General features: G+C 51.2%; 20 protein-coding genes. 8 read left to right on the forward strand and 12 right to left on the reverse strand.

Features of this window, described 5'->3' with window-relative positions:
• Window positions 1-49: 49 nt before the first annotated feature.
• Entirely contained in the window at window positions 50-379 is a 330-nt protein-coding gene (locus tag ACXAEW_RS04495) for a hypothetical protein (RefSeq protein WP_474940186.1), read from the reverse strand.
• A gap of 521 nt (window positions 380-900) precedes the next feature.
• Here ACXAEW_RS04495 and ACXAEW_RS04500 point away from each other — a divergent pair.
• The gene (locus ACXAEW_RS04500; RefSeq protein WP_474940187.1) at window positions 901-1,215 is read left to right on the forward strand and encodes a hypothetical protein; all 315 of its coding nucleotides are present in this window, start codon (window positions 901-903) and stop codon (window positions 1,213-1,215) included.
• A gap of 87 nt (window positions 1,216-1,302) precedes the next feature.
• Here the strand turns inward: ACXAEW_RS04500 and ACXAEW_RS04505 are convergent, their stop codons facing one another.
• The 4 genes from ACXAEW_RS04505 to ACXAEW_RS04520 all read right to left on the reverse strand — a co-directional run bounded on the left by ACXAEW_RS04505 (window position 1,303) and on the right by ACXAEW_RS04520 (window position 4,327).
• Window positions 1,303-1,989, reverse strand: coding sequence for a M15 family metallopeptidase (locus ACXAEW_RS04505; protein WP_474940188.1), 687 nt, complete (start codon window positions 1,987-1,989; stop codon window positions 1,303-1,305).
• 152 nt (window positions 1,990-2,141) lie between these two features.
• Window positions 2,142-3,407: a caspase family protein gene (locus tag ACXAEW_RS04510; protein WP_474940189.1), complete on the reverse strand. Its 1,266-nt coding sequence runs from the start codon at window positions 3,405-3,407 to the stop codon at window positions 2,142-2,144.
• A 1-nt stretch (window position 3,408) separates the two neighbouring features.
• Window positions 3,409-3,699: a hypothetical protein gene (locus ACXAEW_RS04515; RefSeq protein ID WP_474940190.1), complete on the reverse strand. Its 291-nt coding sequence runs from the start codon at window positions 3,697-3,699 to the stop codon at window positions 3,409-3,411.
• Window positions 3,700-3,709: 10 nt separating this feature from the next.
• Entirely contained in the window at window positions 3,710-4,327 is a 618-nt protein-coding gene (locus ACXAEW_RS04520) for a VHS/ENTH/ANTH domain-containing protein (protein WP_474940191.1), read from the reverse strand.
• Window positions 4,328-4,418: 91 nt separating this feature from the next.
• Between ACXAEW_RS04520 and ACXAEW_RS04525 the strand changes: the two genes are divergently transcribed.
• Window positions 4,419-5,993 (forward strand): relaxase family protein, encoded by a 1,575-nt coding sequence (locus ACXAEW_RS04525; protein WP_474940192.1) that lies wholly within the window; start codon window positions 4,419-4,421, stop codon window positions 5,991-5,993.
• Complete coding sequence (locus tag ACXAEW_RS04530) at window positions 5,977-6,306, forward strand: hypothetical protein (RefSeq protein WP_474940193.1); 330 nt, start codon at window positions 5,977-5,979, stop codon at window positions 6,304-6,306. The genes ACXAEW_RS04525 and ACXAEW_RS04530 overlap by 17 nt, the downstream gene beginning before the upstream one ends.
• A 141-nt stretch (window positions 6,307-6,447) precedes the next feature.
• Here the strand turns inward: ACXAEW_RS04530 and ACXAEW_RS04535 are convergent.
• A protein-coding gene (locus ACXAEW_RS04535) for an IS5 family transposase (protein ID WP_474939587.1) occupies window positions 6,448-7,205 on the reverse strand; the annotation gives its coding sequence in 2 pieces (ribosomal slippage) (window positions 6,448-6,881 and window positions 6,881-7,205; 759 coding nt in all).
• A gap of 93 nt (window positions 7,206-7,298) precedes the next feature.
• Between ACXAEW_RS04535 and ACXAEW_RS04540 the strand changes: the two genes are divergently transcribed.
• From ACXAEW_RS04540 to ACXAEW_RS04550, 3 genes are all read left to right on the forward strand, one after another.
• Entirely contained in the window at window positions 7,299-7,952 is a 654-nt protein-coding gene (locus ACXAEW_RS04540; protein WP_474942992.1) for a tyrosine-type recombinase/integrase, read from the forward strand.
• Window positions 7,953-8,407: 455 nt separating this feature from the next.
• Window positions 8,408-8,674, forward strand: a complete 267-nt coding sequence (locus ACXAEW_RS04545) for a hypothetical protein (RefSeq protein WP_474940194.1) — start codon at window positions 8,408-8,410, stop codon at window positions 8,672-8,674.
• A gap of 236 nt (window positions 8,675-8,910) precedes the next feature.
• Entirely contained in the window at window positions 8,911-9,939 is a 1,029-nt protein-coding gene (locus ACXAEW_RS04550) for a DUF3800 domain-containing protein (RefSeq protein WP_474940195.1), read from the forward strand.
• Between the two features lie 36 nt (window positions 9,940-9,975).
• On the opposite strand, the gene ACXAEW_RS04555 is transcribed toward ACXAEW_RS04550, so the two are convergent.
• From ACXAEW_RS04555 to ACXAEW_RS04565, 3 genes are read right to left on the reverse strand one after another with little or no spacing between them, the layout of a single operon-like run.
• Window positions 9,976-11,682 carry a DUF2326 domain-containing protein gene (locus ACXAEW_RS04555; RefSeq protein WP_474940196.1) on the reverse strand — a complete coding sequence of 569 codons (1,707 nt, stop codon included), beginning with the start codon at window positions 11,680-11,682 and terminating at the stop codon, window positions 9,976-9,978.
• A complete protein-coding gene (locus ACXAEW_RS04560) occupies window positions 11,679-11,942 on the reverse strand; it encodes an ABC-three component system middle component 6 (protein WP_474940197.1) in 264 nt (87 codons plus the stop codon). The genes ACXAEW_RS04555 and ACXAEW_RS04560 overlap by 4 nt, the downstream gene beginning before the upstream one ends.
• Window positions 11,902-12,840 (reverse strand): ABC-three component system protein, encoded by a 939-nt coding sequence (locus tag ACXAEW_RS04565; protein ID WP_474940198.1) that lies wholly within the window; start codon window positions 12,838-12,840, stop codon window positions 11,902-11,904. Before ACXAEW_RS04565 ends, ACXAEW_RS04560 begins: the two co-directional genes overlap by 41 nt.
• Before the next feature lie 1,275 nt (window positions 12,841-14,115).
• Between ACXAEW_RS04565 and ACXAEW_RS04570 the strand changes: the two genes are divergently transcribed.
• Both ACXAEW_RS04570 and ACXAEW_RS04575 read left to right on the forward strand, forming a co-directional pair.
• Window positions 14,116-15,297, forward strand: a complete 1,182-nt coding sequence (locus tag ACXAEW_RS04570) for a hypothetical protein (protein ID WP_474940199.1) — start codon at window positions 14,116-14,118, stop codon at window positions 15,295-15,297.
• A 74-nt stretch (window positions 15,298-15,371) separates the two neighbouring features.
• Window positions 15,372-15,995: a hypothetical protein gene (locus ACXAEW_RS04575; protein WP_474940200.1), complete on the forward strand. Its 624-nt coding sequence runs from the start codon at window positions 15,372-15,374 to the stop codon at window positions 15,993-15,995.
• A gap of 356 nt (window positions 15,996-16,351) precedes the next feature.
• Here ACXAEW_RS04575 and ACXAEW_RS04580 read toward each other — a convergent pair whose 3' ends face one another.
• The 3 genes from ACXAEW_RS04580 to ACXAEW_RS04590 form a co-directional block, all read right to left on the reverse strand.
• Window positions 16,352-17,059 carry an RraA family protein gene (locus ACXAEW_RS04580; protein WP_474940201.1) on the reverse strand — a complete coding sequence of 236 codons (708 nt, stop codon included), beginning with the start codon at window positions 17,057-17,059 and terminating at the stop codon, window positions 16,352-16,354.
• A gap of 159 nt (window positions 17,060-17,218) precedes the next feature.
• The gene (locus ACXAEW_RS04585) at window positions 17,219-17,806 is read right to left on the reverse strand and encodes a TetR/AcrR family transcriptional regulator (protein WP_474940202.1); all 588 of its coding nucleotides are present in this window, start codon (window positions 17,804-17,806) and stop codon (window positions 17,219-17,221) included.
• A gap of 9 nt (window positions 17,807-17,815) precedes the next feature.
• Complete coding sequence (locus ACXAEW_RS04590; RefSeq protein ID WP_474940203.1) at window positions 17,816-18,907, reverse strand: alkene reductase; 1,092 nt, start codon at window positions 18,905-18,907, stop codon at window positions 17,816-17,818.
• Between the last annotated feature and the right edge of the window lie 429 nt (window positions 18,908-19,336).

Consider the following 19,336-nt stretch of genomic DNA (forward strand, 5'->3'; position numbering starts at 1 on the left):
GAGGCGTTTCCGATGAAGAAGACACGATTCACAGAAGCCCAGATCATGATTATGCTACGGCAGATGGAGGGCGGTGTGGCTGCTCGATCTTGAGTTCAGGTGATGGGCGCTTCTTGAGTGGGTCGCCATAGCCAATAAGTTCGACACCAACGGCCTTAAGCTTTGCCCGTTCCTCATCCAGCTTTTCGTAGTTGCCCTTCACCAACTCCTGAGCCATCTCGCCATATAGATCATACCAGCCACCGCTCTTTCTGCCCGTGTCCTTGATTTTGTAGCCCATCAAGGAAGAGAACAGGATTGGTTGTGCAGCATTAAGGTCAATCTGAACGATAGGCTCTCCATCAATGGTAGACTTGAGCCTGAGGTCTCCCTCAACCATCGGCTTATTTGCTTGATTTTGTAGCCCCGCCCATACGACGCACCAACGCCCCCGACACTAGACCATCCACCTATCTGGTCAATCAATTCCAGAGGAGCCTCCACCTCCCTAAGACGGTCCCTCATGGTATGCCTGAGGCTATGGGCAGTCAGACCATCGAACCTAGCCTTTAGCCACTTGTTCAGGGCATTGGATGCATGTGTGGCCCTGCAGCCATCCTCATGAATGTAACGAGGATACGCGGTCACACCGTCTGGTTCGCTTCCAGCTCACCAAAGAACAGGGCGGATCGTGCCAAGCCATCGGATGCCGCATCGCTGAGTTGATGCCTGAGCCATTCAAGAACCATGCATCAAGGACAAGCCGCCTACAGCGGTGCTACGCATCCTTGACACAGAACCTTGAACGTCTCCGAGACGGCATCAGCGATAGCGGCTCCGAAGAACAGGCACTCAGGATCAACCCATATCGCATACATGCAAAGGTTCCGACCTGACCGACAGGGTAAGGACAATCAGCCGTTGGCTACTTTGTCTAAGGATGTTGGTGTTGTTGGATGGGACCAGAAAATTGCCATCCAAGCTGGTTATGACATGGCTGATAACTTGGCTGGCATGAATGCCGAAGCGGTTGTTGTTGAGTGGGTGGAGCAGCCTGTCGTAGAACCAAAAATTGCTGCCAATGAGTGGTTCACAAATGCCAAAAGCACCAAAGTCAGCTATGTGGACGCGGCATTCAAGGTTTCCTACCCCGGCTATTCCAACGTTGTGGAGCAAGCAGCAAAATTTGGAGCGGATGATTTCGACAGCGCTTGGAAAGTGGCCGCAACTTACTGAGAATCTGGGGTGGCCACGGAAAGCCACCCCGGACACAAATGCAACATAATGAACCTTATATGTCATAATTGCTGACCTAAAAAATTTCTATTTCTCAGTACTCTGTCCCATCAACCGAGCATGAAGTATGAGTTCTGGTCGGTACTCAAAGTGCATGCCGTCAAAGTGGTGCCACTTCCCACCCCATATGAAGCCAAACCGTTCCATGTGTTGAACGAGCGCTTCTGGATACTGATTGGTGTATTGCCCGACGTTGCCTTCCTTGGCACCAGACCAACGCCAATAGCCTCCAAGCTCAGTGTTAAAGTCTACTGCAATACCAAAACTGTGCGCACTGAGACGCCCTGTCCCAGCAATGACCCGCCAGTTGAAACTACCGCCTACTTTTGTGAAGAACTTGTCCATGTCTGGACCTTCGTCAGCAATCGCATTCAGGGCAGCTTGAAGTTGTTGCGCGACGCATTGTCTTCTGTTTGCTGAAAAACGCGCACGTTGAGATGAACCCCGATATTCCACACGGAGTAAGTTGCCGGCGACGTCTCTCTCAGTTTGGCCGTACAGTGCGCGGAATAATCCGTCATGCCTTGCTCGCCCCGGATCATCCCATGGCGTGTTGCGGCGGTCTAAATCGAACCGTAGCGGATAAACGTGGGTGAACATCTCCGCAATTGAAGGGTCAGCGAGGCGTTGGCGATCCGATCTTCCGCTATCCTGACCTAGGGGGAATGTTTCTCCATAAACCGTCACAGTTTCCTTGGCGTCATCGACTACCAATCCGGGAAAGGCTAGCTCCAAAGCTACCGCGATCTCAGTCCGGTCAACCACTGTTGGTAGGGGAAGTGCTGTGAAATCACGAACCTCGCACGCGGCGCTTGAGGCGCTCGGCAGGACACCTAGCGCAAGCGATAAAGCGACCAATCGCGATCTCAGCATCCGTTGGCTCTTTCGGCGGCTTGAATGCGTGCAACTTCCCTTTGTTCAGAAGACGACAATGAAGGGGATCGTCCGGTGCACTGGCTTGTATCAAACACTGCTTTCGCACGAGCAGTCTGAAAGCAGTACCCATTATTGTGAAAGATTAGGTTGCGCTCGTACCACAGGCGCGAGCAAATATCTCCGCTTGCGGGTGCTGCGGGTGTCTGAGGAACCACAGTGCTTTGATTTCTTGATGCAGAAAGCGTTGTGATCCGGTCTCTTGCGGCAGCAACATAGATCGAACAACTCGCGTATTTGCGGGTGAACTCTTCCAGTGCAGATAGGCTTTGTGTTGTTGATAGAACCTGCCAATCTGTGCGCGCTGCTTCACAGGGATCGACTGGCTTAGGAATGATGACCTGTTCTTGGGGTATCACAGTAGGTTCTACCGGTTCGCTATACGAAGCACCTTCTGGATTGAAACTGAACTCACCAGAGAGTTGGTCATAGTAGGCGGGGAATTGATTATGTTTGACGGTTGCGGCGAGTTTACGGACATCGATTCTGACCTCGCGAACAAGGTCATGAATGGGTAGGCCTTGCTCACGTAGCCGAGGAAGCAAAGCTCTCGTGAAGACAGAATTTGGGTTCGGATCAGAGTTCGAAAGGCGGTCTAGAGCGGTCTGGCCTGTGCCTGCGGAGAACAAAATGAATGAACCTTCGGGCGGCTCCATCAGTGCCAAACCCCGTGTTCCCCCAAGTGATCTTTGACCCTCTGTTGGGAAGGGATTGTTGCGGCAGGCATCAAGGATAAGCAGGGTGACCCTTGCTCCTTGGCCCTTGAAAACGTTCAGAATACGATCGGCGGCGATACTTTCACTGATGACAAATTCTTCTTCGCCGGGCTTGGCTGTGGGAACATCGGATGGCAGCAGAAAATTGCGCCCATCTACCTCGATTCCGTGACCTGCAAAGTAGAATACAACTTCATCGCCGGGCCTGATGTCAGCGGCGAACCCTGATATCGCTCGATTGAGGGTGCGACGGTCTGCATCAAGAAGTTGTGTTACATTGAAACCGATGCTTTCGAGTGTCGCTGAAACCGCAAGTGCATCATTATTCGCTTTTTGAAGACGAGCAACATTTTCGTAGTTGTCGATTCCAACCACCAGAGCAAATCGATCTCCAGCATTCGCATCAGTTACAGTACTCAACAGACTGAAACATAGGACGCACAGGACGTAAGTCATCCGGAAATTAAGTGATTGGATCACCATGTCATTGTGTCCTTCCGGCTTTGAGTATTCTTTCGATCAAATCTAACGTCGCGTCGGGATCGGCTCGGTATGCTTCTTGAAGTATCTGAAACTCGCCCAGCTCGTTGAGGTCTGTGTTGGAGCCTGCAAAGGGGTCGCGAGTCCCTGAGCCGCTACGGGAAATGTCCACGGCCTCTTCGAGAAACAGGCGGGCAAGTTCTTGATTTTCAATGCCGAATAAACTGGTGTTTTGAGCGAGCGCGGCCTGAGTTGTCAGGAAAAAAACGAGCGCGTATTTGAGTACCAATCTCATAAGCAAGTTCTCATGTGTTCTTGATGACTGAGTAAATATCGTTCAGGTAGGTTCGCACGGCATCTTCAAGTCTTCCGTCGGCTTTAACAAGTTTTCGATCTGGGCCTTCTTCAGGCGAGTATGTTGTTTCAACAAGCAGGCCCGCTTTGACCATATCATCAACCGTGCTTTCAGCGGCGGCGCGTCCCATATGTTCGTACAAGAAAGAGGCGATTTCGGATCGAATGAATGCAGGCCGTTTCGACCATCCAATTGAATCTATGCAATCAACACGCTGATACTTCGAGAACCGTGCCTTCTTCAGTTCTCCCTCCGATCTTACTCGGAAGTCTCTCTCTTCAATTAGGCTGTTTTTTTGATCATTATGCCCCTTGATAAGAGACTTTATCTCTTCTGGTCCTGAGCAATCCAACTCGCTTAACAGAAAGAAAAATCTTGCGATATGTAGAATATTGTCATGGCTGATTTTCCGTTGAAAAGACTCATAGTTTGGCAGATGGCCACAGTTTTCTTGAGCTATCTTTCTTAAGGTCGTGAGAAAAACCTTTTCGGCCATCAGCAAAACCTGAAGGGTTTTGACAGATTGCGGCGGAACATGCGGATTGTTCTTCTGTTGAGCGTCTGGCACAGCTGGTCCGTCACAGATTATTGTTAGCCGGGGCGTATGCCCTCCCCGTGAACGTATCGGGTTCTGTGTCGAAGCCGCAAGCTTTGGGCAAGTGGTTCGGTCCATTCTTTTGCCTTTGTCCGAAGTGTGTTTTGGTCCCGTAGGCTACCTTGTAGCGCGTGAGGTGCTGGCCTATGACGCCAATCGCGATCTGATCCGCGATGCCGATGGCAGGCCGGTAATGGTCGCCCGCGATCCCTTACCCGAAGTGTTGCGTGGCGATCCCGCCCGGACCGAGGCCCTGATTGATGCCAGCCGCAATCAATGGACCTACCGTGCGGGCGTCATCAGCTTTGCTAGCGAAGATGCCCCGACTGAAGCCCAGCAGGCCGAAGTCATGGACGCCTTCGAGCGGCTGGCTTTTGCTGGCATGGACGGCGAGCAATTCGATATGCTCTGGGTCCGGCACAGCCACGAAGACCGCGTTGAACTACATTTCTGTACACCGCGCCTGGAGCTGACCACCGGCAAAAGCCTCAACATCGCGCCACCGGGCTATCAAACCGCCTATGACAGTCTGCGCGATCTGATGAACAAGACGCATGGCTGGACTGATCCGATGGACTTGGATCGCGCACAGCAAGTCCAAGCCACTGTTGAAGCCCCTACGCGAGCACAAGGCCGCGAAGAACTGCACGAATGGATTTTGGATCAAATCAGTGTCGGCACCATCAGCGACCGCGCCAGCATGATTGATGCTCTGATCGACGCAGGCTTCGACATTCCCCGCGCTAGCAAAAATTACATCACCGCCAAAGACCCCGACACGGGGGAACGCTGGCGATTGAAAGGAGAAATTTTCCATGACGACTGGCAAGCCGAACCGCCTAGCCGAGAAATTGAACGCGGACCTAGAAGCGATCCGCAAAGAGCACGCCGACTTGATGGCGTCACAATTGCAGAGCTTCAGGAGCGATATTCAGGACAGTGTGAGGCTCGCGCGGGATACAATCGAGACCGATACCAGCACGTTTCTGGATTGGAGCGGGAGAGCCTGGCAGGATCACATCAACACGATCAGACGTTTGATGCGGATTTCACCATGGATGGTGAGCTTGGCGTGTCTGTTGATAGTAGTGGCGACACTTGCATTGACACTCTTCTGGAGTTGGCGACTGTCCGAGATGACGAGCCGCACGCAGTTGGAGACGCTAGGCCTGCAGACAGTGCAGCACGAGGGCGCAACCTATCTGATCCTGTCGCCGGAAACAGCGAGCATTCGCAGCTGCACGATGGCGGGTCAGACGGTTTCTTGCATCAAAGTGGAGGCGAACTAAATGGCTCAGCCCCTGACAGCCTTGGAACGCGATTTGCTCGCCTGCGTCGAGCGGTTGGTAGCGGCCTGCGAAACCTCAGCACAGGAATTACGCGGCTTAGAGACACGCTCGACGGTCGGGATCGAGAAGAAGCTGAGTGGGTTGGTGCAATGCGTGCTGCTGCTCATGAAATCACATCTCTTGTCCGTGAAAACATTGGCCGACTTGCTGACCGAGGAAGAGACCTACGCGACGCTGGAAGAGAACTTGCAAGCCAGCTTGAAGCTAGTGAGAGCCGCCGAGAAACAGCTGAACGAGAGCTGAACGAACGGCAATTTGAACGAGGCCAGGGTCATGGCATCGGACTTTAATTTGAAGGGAAGAAAAATGACATTTGAACACGACCATTTCACCATGAGCTTTCACCAAGCCCGCGATTACGGCATCGACTACCGCGACTTTGCAAAAGTAGACTGCTTGCCTGAAGGCGTACCATTGACCGCCGTGGCGGGCGTCTGGGGCGATTACAGCAATATCCGTTGTTTGTTCATGGACGCCGATGGAAAGGGCTATATGCGGAATATTCGGAAGTGGGGAGACAGAGGTTACCTGATTAAGGAACTCGCAATGGACGCTACGGCATTGGTGGTATGCAAAGTCTACAACACTGCCCAAACTAGCTAACGCGAACTCGCGTGCGTTCCTTCCCTGACTCTGGCCAAAAAGCGTGCAAGATTAGCTTGTATAGTACTTGTGCGCGGGGTTAGAGAAACCCGCGCCACTATGTCATAGCGTTCAGCGTCCACTGTGGCTTAGGGTCAGGACTCATAGCCAATAGATAACGAGTGCTGCGAGGGCGATTGCGGACAGGAAGACCTTCGGGCACCTGTCGTATCGGATTGCCACACGCCGCCAATCCTTCAACCTTCCGAACATGATCTCGATCCGGTTGCGCCGTTTGTAGCGACGCTTGTCGTATTTCACCGGTTTCTTCCGCTGCTTCCGGCCAGGGATGCAAGCTCGTATCCCTTTGTCTTGCAACGCTTCTCGGAACCAGTCGGCGTCATAACCGCGATCCCCAAGCAGCCAATTAACCTTCGGAAGGCTTCTGAGCAATGCCCGCGCGCCGATATAATCGCTGACCTGTCCTGCCGTGACGAACAGATTGAGAGGGCGTCCTTGACTGTCGCGGATGGCGTGCAGTTTGGTATTCATGCCGCCCTTGGTCCGGCCGATCAGGCGTCCACGCCCCCCTTTTTCGCGGCCATACTGGTCGCCGTTCGGTGGGCCTTCAAGTACGTGGCGTCGATCATGACGGTCTTTTCTTCGACGTGCTCGGCAGCCAGACCCGCCATCATCCGGGCAAAAACACCCTTATCACTCCACCGCTTCCAGCGGTTGTACAACGTCTTGTGCGGCCCATAGACAGTGGGGGCGTCGCGCCAACGCAAGCCATTGCGATTAATAAAGATAATACCGCTCAGCACGCGCCTATCATCAACACGTGGCTTGCCGTGGGACTTGGGAAAGAAGGGCTCAAGACGCGCCATCTGCGCATCCGTCAGCCAGAATAGATCAGACATGTTCACCGCTCGATTTTCGACCCGTGAATCACGTAGCCAAGCGGAAATCAATGGGTCCAGACCCTAATCTCAAAGAACTTTGCAGAAGATGTCATCAGGAAACCGCGCCCCAAAGACACCCCGGAAGCATACAGAACGTGGACTTTCGAAGAGGTTCAAACAGTTCTTGAAGCCGCATCCCCTCAGCTGAGGGCAGCGCTCGCAATGATATTCTGTACCGGTCAAGATCCAAGCGACGCGCTCGAGTTTCGCAAAGATCAGGTAGATGACGGAATCGTATGGAAAGGTCGAAACAAGACCAATGTCGGCGCTGCAATCCCGATCAGCAGCATTCTTGAGGTCGAGCTAGCAATGGCACCGGCGCACGATGCAGAAACGCTGCTTGCGAGTTCAAAAGGCACGCCTTGGACCTACGATGGCTTTGCCAGCGCATGGCAGCGACTTCGGAGAAAGCTTGAAAAGGCTGGCAAGGTTGCCCCGGGACTAACCCCAAAGGGGCTGCGCCACACTATGGCAACCTGGTTGCGTGAGGCTGGGCAAGACGAGCGAGAGATTTCTGATTTGCTCGCGCAAGACTCGAAAGTTATGGGACTGCACTATTCGAAGAACGCCGCGTTGGCCCGAAAGAACAAAAAGACAATGCAAGTCTGGGAAGGGGAATATGAGCGCCGCGCCCAAAAAGCAAAATTGTCAAACCCACAGAAAAAACCGTCAAACCCTGACAAGGAGATCAAGTCCAATGAGTAAAAACCATTTATTTTTCAAAGATTTAAATGGTGCCCGGGGGCGGAATCGAACCACCGACACGAGGATTTTCAATCATGTACCCATACGTAAAATCAATGACTTACAGGGCAGTGTCTCGTTTTGTGTCTAACTTTTGAAATTATCGATCAAAACAAAGTTCAAAACATTGAAACCAAACAGTTTTCATAGAGTGCATTGCTTGATCCAAATATGTGGGCATACAGACAAGGTAGTACACCACTGCCCGTGATGCAAAGGCGTTCGAATACCTCAATGGGCTGATGTAGCGACGGTCATTTGTCAGGTGGCGACATTATGACTTATCTTTCGAAAAGGAACAGCCCTTTCCGCCAGTCACCAACCGGTCAGATTGCTGTATGCGCAGCCCGCTTTACTGACATTGGCTTTCGTGATCAGTGCTTCTATCATCTACCGAAGAACAAAGAGGTCTTGAGATGGAACGCGAACCCAACCTTGTCATTTCTAGCACCTCGCAGCGCATCGTTGAAGATGGGGTGCCATTCAAGGTGGACATCCATAAACTCGAAGGCGGGGACGGATGGTCACTGGAGGTTGTGACCGAAGACGGAACATCCATCGTCTGGGACGATCTCTTTGACGACGACCAGGCTGCGTTAGAGGAAGCAATCACTACTATACGCAGCGAAGGCGCAGTGGCATTTGCCAACGGCGGTTCAAACGTCGTTCCATTCAAGAACTAAGCCGAGTACGAACGGCCCACACCGGTCATTGGCCAGGATCACCATTGCTGCAGTGCGGCTTCCAAATACCGGACCTTCATGGCACCGCGCAGGGTAAATGGCGCCAATCATACGGGTAGAGTCGGCTACCCGAGCTCATCCAGGGGGTTGAGTTCCTTGACGGCCTACGTCAACGTCAAGCCGACGCCTAATCCGGCTTCACCAACTTTCGACCATAGCCCATTTAGGGGAAAGGCATGTTTGTATATGTCGATGAAACAGGACATTCTGGAAAGAACATCTTCGACCAGAACGAGATATTCCGGCTGGGTGCGATCTTGTGTGAGAACGATTGTGAGGAAGTCGCAAGGGATTTAATTCAGGTATTTATCGATGAAAGGGGTGTTGCGCGCCTGCATGCGAATGAATGGCCGGAAGAAGAATTAGTCAGTCTTGGCCATCGCCTTATTGAAGCGTTGGATGGAGGCGGTCAATGGCGCTTCAGCGTTACTACAATTCACAAGCCTTATGTGTCTCCAACCAAGTTTATAGATTTGATTTTTGACCCTAGAGAGAATAAAGGCGCGCCCGGTATGTGGTACTGGGATGAAATGCATCGGCACACTCTATGTGTAACTGTTGACACAATCATGAATAGGGTAGTGTCCAAGAAGTTTTGGGAAAGCTTCTTGAAAGATGATGTTGAAGGCATCTTGGATGTGATAGAATATCTACAAGGTGCGATAGACGTTTCGAATGAGCCGGAACCTGTAAAGATAGTATTTCAATCTGCTTTAAAACAGGCGCGGCGCAGACCCGAAAGGTTTACTCTTACCGCAACGGAAAAACGTAAGGGATATCAGATTCATAGTCCCAACTTGATATCCTTCACTCACCTATTTCAAGAAATACACGAATTCTCCTCTCTGGTTGGATCTGGTCCAGAGAGAATTATTCATGATAAGCAGGATGAATTTCGAAGTGAGCTTAAGAGAGTTTATCAAGAGTTTGGGCATATTGTTCTGAAGGATAACCTAGACGGAAGGTTTCCAGAAGCCGAGATGTCAAAAAGTGAGCCAGCTGATTTGCATGTTACCTCGTCTACGGACAGCTTTGGGCTCCAAGCGGTTGATCTCCTTCTCTGGGTGCTTCAGCGAGAAAGTGACGATCCTGCTTTCGTCGAACTGAAAGAACGCCTGTCTAATAGGCAGGAGGACTATTGGATATCGAGGTGGGCTTCCGAACGCGTCATAGCGTTTCATATCTTGAGGATGATGTCAAAATAACTCCCGCCTTGGTTGACGTTATCAGCTGGCAGGAATTCACTTCTCTGAACTTCCAATTTGAACGCCTAGCAGTTTGTGCTCAGGCCTATCTCCGTAGAGGCGAACAGTTACGGATTCCTCCGCCATTTTTTTCTGCTCATCATTTAGGAGTTCAATTGTAGAATCGTAGTTCTCTGTATTCAGGGAGACTATATATTGCTTCCCGGTGTTTTTGAGCGATTCCATAACGAAACTCAACCACTTCGCCCGCTGCCTTGGATCAATGTGGTCAAACAATCCATTGTCGTGCCAAAGATGTTCCATATTGTGGTTCGAGCCAAACATGAAGATTATCCAGTCAAAACACACAATCCGAGCGGCATTAATACCGTCTGAGTCTTGGCCCTGCACGTCAACGGAGAGATCATATCTAAGTTTATTCTCCCCGGTATTATTCTTGAGTGCAATCCCTGCTGCTTCTTGAGGGTACAGTTTTCCAACAAGCGCGCGAAATTCATCGTCAGCCCACTCAATTGGAGAGGTTTCCAAGTACTCCTCAGCGCGGCTGTCCTGTTCAACCATTTCTTTCTTGATGCGGATCGCGTCACGTTGGAGGTTTTTGTCCCCTTCAATGAAGTTCTTAAGACGCTTTTCATCTTCTTCTTTGGATGCAAGCCTTCTTACAACCACCTCATAGTCGCCAAGAGCACTTGCACCAGTCAGCTGACGAGCCAAAAAGTCTCGTTTGTCTGCAACTTCAGTGCGGCGTCCTTCTACGTGTTCTTTCTTCGTTTGTAGCCTGGCTCTATCCTTATTCAGCCGCTCCTGACGTCTTCTACGCAGGGAGTGGTGAAAGTTCTCCACATCTTCAAAGTGCTTTAGAGCCTCTTGCTTGAAAATATCTCCAAGCCCTTGGTAAAATGACGAAAGCGCCTCCTTGCCAATGTCAGGCTTCTTTTTAAGGGACGCCTCGATGCCACGCAGCTGGTACTCTATGATCGCAAGTTCTGATTCTTTTTGACGAAGCTCTTCTGTTAGCTTGTCAGCCTCAATCCGAATTTCATCATAGTCTGCAGCAACCCTCATTTCTTGCAGATTTTGACTCATTTCGGCAATTTCGCCCTGAATCTTTTTTAGGTAGGATTCCGGCTTGATACCACCCAGCAGGATCTCCTGAAGCCTCTCATCTCGAGACTTTAGAAGGCCCCTCAGGTCTTTAATTTCGAGCTGCTTTGCTCGAAGGCCTGCCTTTTTCGCCGCAAGGGTTGTGTCCGCGCCAAGAAGATACAAGGTTCTGTTAAGGGCTTGGTAATCTTGCTCGCGTGTCAAGGTGATCGGATTAGTTCGGTCAGACCTCTTTGAGCGTGCAAAGCGCCCATATAAGGATCGAAATGTAATTCCATCATAATTGCCGTGTATTTTAAATGGCCCAAAGTTGTTTAGCCAGTCAACCAGTTTTGATGCAGGTATTTTGGCGCCATCAAGGATAATTTTCTTCCCATCACCGCTTCGGGATATGCAGTGAGATTTATTATTCAATTCGAACTTAAGATGGAACATCCAGTCCGGGATGGTCTTAGCCATGTCCTTGTCGGGCCTGCCACCAAGGCAATGGTTCACAAGTTTTAGGGCTAGCGTTTTTCCAACACCATTTGAGCTGGCTTCTTTTTCGGACGCATCGCCTACAATTAATGAAACCCCCTCCCCCTTAAAAAAAATCGGTTTGAATGAAGGCTTGTCGCATGTGAGGGAAATAAGTTTCACTGGACTGACTCTATACGATCATTTTCCGCAGGACGAGCCGCCCCGATAGCATAAAGTAGCGTTACGGCTAAAACAATCTTCTCAAAGTCCACCCGCCCAGGCCAATCGCTATCCTTACGATCAAGAATATTCTGCAGCTCATCTATTGTTTTGGGCGAGCTAATGAGGTCTCGGATGCGACCGGCTAGTCCCACGACACTGTCACAGAACCTCACATGGTCATGCGGTGCGACTGCTAGCCGTAGGTTTGTCGTAGACATTACATGCCTCAAAATAGTGTGCCAAAATGACCTCCGCAGCTGCTTCGAATGCTTTTTTCGTGTGCGGATGAAGCTTGGCGTGGTCGGGGACGATCTTATCAAGCATCCAGACATACCGGAGATCGGCGGCGTCTGCCACACCGGTTATCTTGGATTTACTCTCTTCATAGACCTCATGTAGCTCTTGAGCTATGCCCTGAGCAAGCCACTGATCCCGCGTGTCCAAAAAGTCACTGACATCTGAGGCTTGGTAGCTGAAAGCACGCAATCTCGACCCGATTATGTCTGAAAGGCCATTGAAGGTTAGTTTTTCGTCAAAATCCGGTGCCAACCCCTTCGAGCGCATGAGGCCTGGGGCATTCTTATCGGCCAGATGGTCTAGGAGCTCACCTAATGCGCGTTTATCGATGTGAGGTTGGTCGCTGGGAATACCGTGGACGATGTCCATCTTGAGGTCGTCAGGAAGCGCCATGAAGCTGTTCGTTAACTTGGCACACGGAATAGAATCGGCTAAAATGCTATGGCTTGATTGTATTTCTTGAATGCTCATCTCAACCGGAGCTGGCACGCCGTCGAAACGGTCGTTCAAAACGAAGCTATACCGTTTCAATCCGGTCCACTTTCCTTTCAGTTTTGAAAAGTCCTCCTGAGCCTTTTTTGCTGCAACTGTGGGCTGCCATGAAGAGCTTGCTTTGGGCCCATATACTTGGAGGTAGTGTCCAGAAGATGGAATGTAGCCATCGTTGCCTCCATCGCCTTTATTTCCCCAAGGAGCTACAGCCTGGAAGTCGGCATACGTGCTCTCGAAAATATTATTCACTAGGTTTTGAAAAGCCATGCCATCGGCCTTAAAAAGCTCAAGCCGAAACAGAAGCCGATACCAGAAAAGTTTGCTCAATTCGAATTCCCCTCGAGCAGCGGCGAAAAAATCAAGTCAATATCAGACATCACACCCTGCGAAGCAACCTTTTCCGTATTGATTCAAACGCGATAGTTGGACTTAAGCCACACCGATCTAGCTGGAGACTGTCCGATGCTCGTCATGCAAATATATTCATTCGCATTTTCTCATCAATGACGTTTCGTTCTGCCTTGGCTTTGGCGACCCACCCGCGAAGAGGCTCGCGGCTGCAGCCAATCTTGGTTGCAATCGCCCGGATCGCTTCCGAGTGGTCCAGGTAGATGTTAGCTGGGTTCTGCGGCGTGCTCGGACCGTTGGCGCTACGCCGCCTCACCGTAAAATAGCATCCGAACCGAGCTAGAACTGCAGGCGGTCAAGATATCTTCCGCCCGTTAGCTGCGCTATTGCTGACCTTGGTGCCGGTGCAGCATGGTGGGGCGTTGAAGCTGAGCCTTGAATGGCCGCTTTTATGTGTTTGACAGTATGCCCTTGCAGGTGCAGCGAATTCACACTTTCCGCCGTTTTCTCTGGCTTAGGCAGTTAACAGCTATGCCCATCTAACATACCCTCTCGAACCGCCCCCCTTTTTCTCCAGCGAGTTAGCTGCTAGGTCTGTCTTTGACATGGCAGACGCGGTCATGTTGGGGCGTGGAAACCTCTCGATAGCTAGGCCTTAGATGAGGCTAAACACTTTGACCTATGGTCGGGGTGCCTGTGCTATGCAACAGGCTCCGGCTAAAGGCTCAGGGTCCGTGCTATCGCGGATTTCCAACACCCCGATCACCAGTCAACGACAGCGAGGGCGCTCGCAGATCGGGGCGCGATGCTGTCAGGGCTTTGGACATTTGAAGAGCAGAGACCGCCACAGGCGTGTTCTCTGAACCTCCCCGTTTCTTTCAAATCGCATGCCCGTTGTCTGTCTGCCCTCAAAGAGGGACGGCCCCGCAGCGATCACCCGATCACATCCAAAACCCAATTTCTAAATCCCAGCCCTATTCAGGTGTGTATTCCATCATGAGAACTCTGACGATTTCCACAGCCATAGCCTTATCTTCCATCGCCATTTCACCCCCTGCCCCGTCCCAGGCTGCAACACCCGCTGAAGTCGCAGGACGATCACTGACGATGTTGGAGGAAGGTTTCAAACAGCTCAGCACAGCAGATCGTATTCAGGTCCAACGCGAGCTGGCAGCCTATAACTTCTACGGCAGCACGTTAGATGGCCTGTGGGGCCGCAATACGGCCCATGCGCTCAGGCAAGCTCTGGGGCTGATGGAACACAATATGGGACATCAGATAGATCTGTCCTCCTCTTCAGAGGTGCAAATCTTCCTTGGTCGCTTCATCGATGGATCAGCCAGCGCCTTCATCTGGGGTGAAGGGGAGGAATGTGATGGATGCGAGGGAAATGACAGTGCTGCAATCGCCGAAACTGACACTCCAGCAGCAGGTCCTGAACAGGCGCTCAAGCATGCCATCTTCAAAACCTGCATGCGAAACGCCCAGTTGATCAATGAGCATTTTTCGACAGATCCGTTTGCCAGCAATGCCTTCAGCACGCGGCTCAGTACGCCTGAGCTTTGGTCGAAGATTGGTCTGCCCGTCAGCAAGTTACACCTAAGGCACGTCAACAATCAGTGGCAGCCGGTTCGCAGATCCACATTGGAAGCCGCCTGTGCTGATCAGGAAGAATGGGCCGAGACTTTTGGGTCAGAGCTACAATATCTGGGCGAGAGGCAGCGATACGGAGACTTGGCGTATTTCGACAGCGAGACGCAGCAGCTATCAACAGATGTTGTGGTCTATGACAGGCACTCAGTTGCCGTGTATCCGCTTACTCCCAGAGAAGACGAGCGGCTGAACGGCATTCCGAACGTATTTGACCTGATGGCGGTGTCGTTTCATCTGACCGAACAGACAGCCTGCCGAACACCTCAGGGTACAGCTGCGATAGATCCTAAATCGAACACGGAATGTGATGAGGTACAGGACGTCAGGATATTTGGCCAGCCCGCCAATTTGGCCGCACGAAGTCAGTGCCGGGTCGCGTTCCACATCACAACAAACACCTACAATGTGGCAGAGCAAAAGTGGGAAACCGACAATCTGACGGCCTTCAACAAAGCTGGCGGATACGCGACCTTTATTAAGCCCTTCGGAATGACCGCTCTGAAAGTCTGGTCGCACAACAATCATGAAGACTGGCAACAGCGAGGCACGTGGTTTCTGAGAAGCCCGCGTGACGGCGACACATACACGGATATTCTGGGATCAGCGACCGACTCCTTTGAGCAGTCGATTGACTGGCAAACAGCACAGCAAGAGCTGAGCAAAGCTGCACTCACCATCGAAAGCCATCCAGCAAATGGCCGGGATGCAAGCCCCATCGTGTCTCATCCAGCATGCCAATCCGCCTTCATCGAGACCCGCAATCAAGTCGCCAGTGAACGTTGAACACCCGACGCACCGCTGGGTGACATCAAATCGTTTTCAATCGCCAACATCATTTGAAGCACAGAGAAACAGATATGACACAAACAACAGAGACCGCAGACCAAGGTAAGAAACGCAAAGGCCCTATTCGGAGGTTGAAAAAACCGATCATTTTGTTGGGCATCGGCTACATCCTCTACTGGCTTTTCACCTCGGATGTACAAGGTGAGAAATTCGAAAAACACGTGGCTGCCTATGCTCCGGCGGACCAACATGTGTTTTTGGACATTATCGGCAGCGCCATCGCCGAAGCAGATGCCGCCGCCAACGATGCAGCGGCAGCAACAGCCTTCATCAACGCCAACGGAACCCTGTGCGGGGACCAAGTGTTTCATGGTTTAGCGCCGCACCACAATTGGGTTGGGCTATTTGAAGATGCAGACGCCACCGATGCAGGAGACAAAATCTATGTGGAACTCTTCGTCGGCTTTGGAAACAGCGTCCGAGCCGAGGTTGCCCCAAATGCATGGCCTGCCATCTTGACCATGAAACGCAACGACCCCGTAATGTTTTCTGGAAAGTTCAAATACGGCAATATGCTTGAGAACCAATGTATCCGCACCACATGGTCCGCAGTGTTTGGCTCATCGCCAGACCTCGAAGACCGAACATTCCTGTTCAGCCTGACGGACATAAAGGTCGTGCCCACCATTGAGTAAAACGTTCACTTTGAACATCTTGAACGACTGGCAACCTTTGCCAGTCGCCAAGCTTCAGTTCGATCTCCGTTGATCGAAAAACAACCGAGAACCCAAAAAGACGAGCGTTGGACCCAGCACCAACGCTCGTCTTTTTTGAAAAAGGGCATTGATGCTTTCTGGTGGAATATGGGGGGGGGTCCTCGGCCCTTTTCGGACGCCAAGACTAGTACTGAAAGTGTACGTGATTGCCCCTTTGAGACAGCCGAAGTCTGCGCAAAGATCTGGCGCGCAGCAAAGGAGCTTCTGAACGATTTTTTTAGCTTCGTCTACGCTAAGACAGCAGCGCAGCGCCATTTAGCGAGCTCAAACTTGGCTCATTCCTCTATAGCGCCACCGATACTTCTCAGATGCTGGCGAAATCCAAAATGAGCATTTTTCTGGCGCAATTTGAGGTATTCCTGAAAGTCGGATTGCTGCCGGAATGAGCAACCATCAAGCATCCTTTGCGCCTGAAATTTTTCTGTATCACGGATTGTTTCTGCGATGTCCACAACCTCGTGCAAACTGTTTTCGGCAACGAAGACAACTCCATCTTGGTCACCAATGGCAAAGTCTTCTTGCGAAACATGCCACAGACCGCACTGCGCAGTCACAAGATCGCTGGCTTCACGTTGGTCGACACGCTGAGGTCCAGCAGGGTATGCGCCACGAGAAAAAACAGGGATGCCCAATTCAACGATTTCTACGGTATCTCTGTGGTACCCATCTATGACAATACCGTGGCACCCTGCGCCCACTGCTTCTAGAGCAATCAGGTCACCGATGCAGGCCTCATCGGTTCGCCCGCGATTGTCAGCGATTAGAATGTCGCCAGGCTCCGAATGTTCCAAAGCTTCCAAAAAAACGTCGACACTCCCTTTGTGACACGTTGGCAATACACGGCCTGCACATGACATGTTGCCAGCAATAGGCTTGATTTCGGCTGGGGCGCATCTAGCGATCAAACCTATGCGCATACAAGCATCAGCCAGATGAGGCGTCGTTAGTCGCTGAAGGCGGTCAATAACACTGGGTTCAGTCAATACAATTTCCTCTCTTATTTAACAAATTCTTCCGAAAACCGTTCAAGGAAATCGACCGTTGCTCATGCCTTTTTGAAACCATGCATTGTCGGCGGGCAAATAAGCCTTTGCATTCGATTTACGGTCTGAAGTGTTAACGTGACTAGGAATATGAAAAACTCAATTCCTGTCGATTGAACGGGTGGATGAAATAGAATCTAACCAAGCAAGCATCTGAGCGACTTCACGTTCAAGAAAGTCTTCTTGTGGGTAGGCATTGGCCACCGTTGCAACACCTTGGCTGCGTGCAAGCAACGTCATTGCTAGATAGTCAGCGTCGCGTGTGTGACCCATCTTCGTAAATTGTCGACAGAGCCAATGACGAAACAAATCAAACAGCTTAATAGCCTCAGGCTCGCTTTCGTGGTCTATTTTGGAGAGTTCGTGAAAGAGGCTCCCAACCGGGCAACCAAATGCGCGAATTTTGGTGGCGTTGACGATCAAGATACGGATGAAACTGGCAACCCTCTGTTTTGGCGTCTCGCCCTCGATCTCCCATCGGTCCAACATGATCTTTCTGTCTTGAAGGCGGCGTTCAATAACCGCCTCCAAAATCTGATCCTTTGTTTTGAAGTGATGGTAAAAGTTTCCCCGAGAGATACCAACTTCCTTTGCGACCGCAGCAAAGGACGTATTGTCAAACCCCTGCTCATAAAACAGAACATCAGCGGCCGTGACGATTTTTTCTCGCGTACTTGCTCTTACCATCTTCTGACCTCACGCTACAGACTGGACCAATTTTCCAGCGAATGGATAATCCGTGTACCCTGTTTCATTGCCGCCATAAAAGGTTGTATGATCGACCTTGTTCAAAACAAGGTTATCGCGATAGCGACGGACCAGATCTGGATTAGCAATAAATGGGGTACCAAATGCGATGAGGTCAGCATTCCCCTCAGAGATCGCTGCCTCTGCGCGTAATTTATTGTATCCATTGTTTGCGATGTAAGTACCGTCAAACGTATCGCGCAGTTTTCTGTAATCCACCATCTTCTCATTCGACATCATGGTGCCTTCCAATACGTGAAGATAGGCCAACCCACGCCCCGTCAGGGCTGCAACGATAAAGGAGAAGTGGTTTTGAGGGTCACTGTCCATCATGTCGTTGAACGTGTTTTCCGGGGTTAACCGCAATCCGATCCGCGAGGCTGGGAACACTTCGGCAACTGCGTCGATTACCTCATGCAGGAGCCGCATTCTGTGCTCTACACTGCCACCGTAACCATCTGTACGCTGGTTGGTTCCGTCACGTAGAAACTGATCAATGAGATACCCATTGGCACCGTGAATTTCCACTCCGTCGAACCCAGCACTTTTGGCACGTTCAGCTGCGGCTTTAAACTGTGCGACCACACCTGGGATCTCACTTGTTTCAAGCGGGCGCGGTGCCACATAATCTTGCATGCCCTTCACAGTAACGGATTGCCCGGCTGGCGCAATCGCCGAAGGTGCAACCGGTAACATCCCATCGGCTTGATGGCTGGGGTGTGAGATGCGGCCGCAATGCTGCAACTGTGCAAAGATATGGCCACCTTCAGAATGCACTGCATTCACCACGCGCAACCAGCCTGTGGCTTGCTCTGCTGAATAGAGGCCTGGTGTATTTGGATAGCCCACACCTTGCTGAGAAATCGGAGCGGATTCCGCAATAATAAGTCCCGCGCTGGCCCGTTGAGCATAGTAGGTGGTCATCATTTCCGTCGGAATTCCATCACTTCCTGCCCGGTTTCTTGTCAGAGGAGCCATTACCATCCGATTGCTTAGTGGAAGTCCTTCAAGGGAAAAAGGAGAGAATAAAGAGTTTAGCATGAGAGGCCTTATGTGATTCTAGGACATATGACCTAATAAATAGGTCGTGCGTCCTAATGTGTCAAACCTTCAGGCTTGTGCCTTGGAAAGATGTTCGGCTCGAGAAGTACTGAAGTGAAAAGCCGGATCGACGCACATGCGCGTGCAGGTCGACCCTGCTCTGCGGGTCACGTGGTCAGATTAAGTGTTTCTGTGAGATTTTGTGGCGTAGCCTTCCTGCTTGAGCCGGTCAAAGGCCCATCTTCCCTTCGCTACAAGGACTTGCGCCTTGACTGGCATGCTTGCGCAGTGTAGCGCATCCGATCCGCCAACGAGTCCTACTTCTTCGCAAAGTTTACATTTGAGAGCATCTCAATCACCTAAGGCCAGCGACGTTGGCAGTGTATGCTCCCAAAACAGCGCCCTCCCCGTCCATTCTGAGATCACTTT

It is taken from the genome of Epibacterium sp. ABZ3_068 (assembly GCF_056159265.1).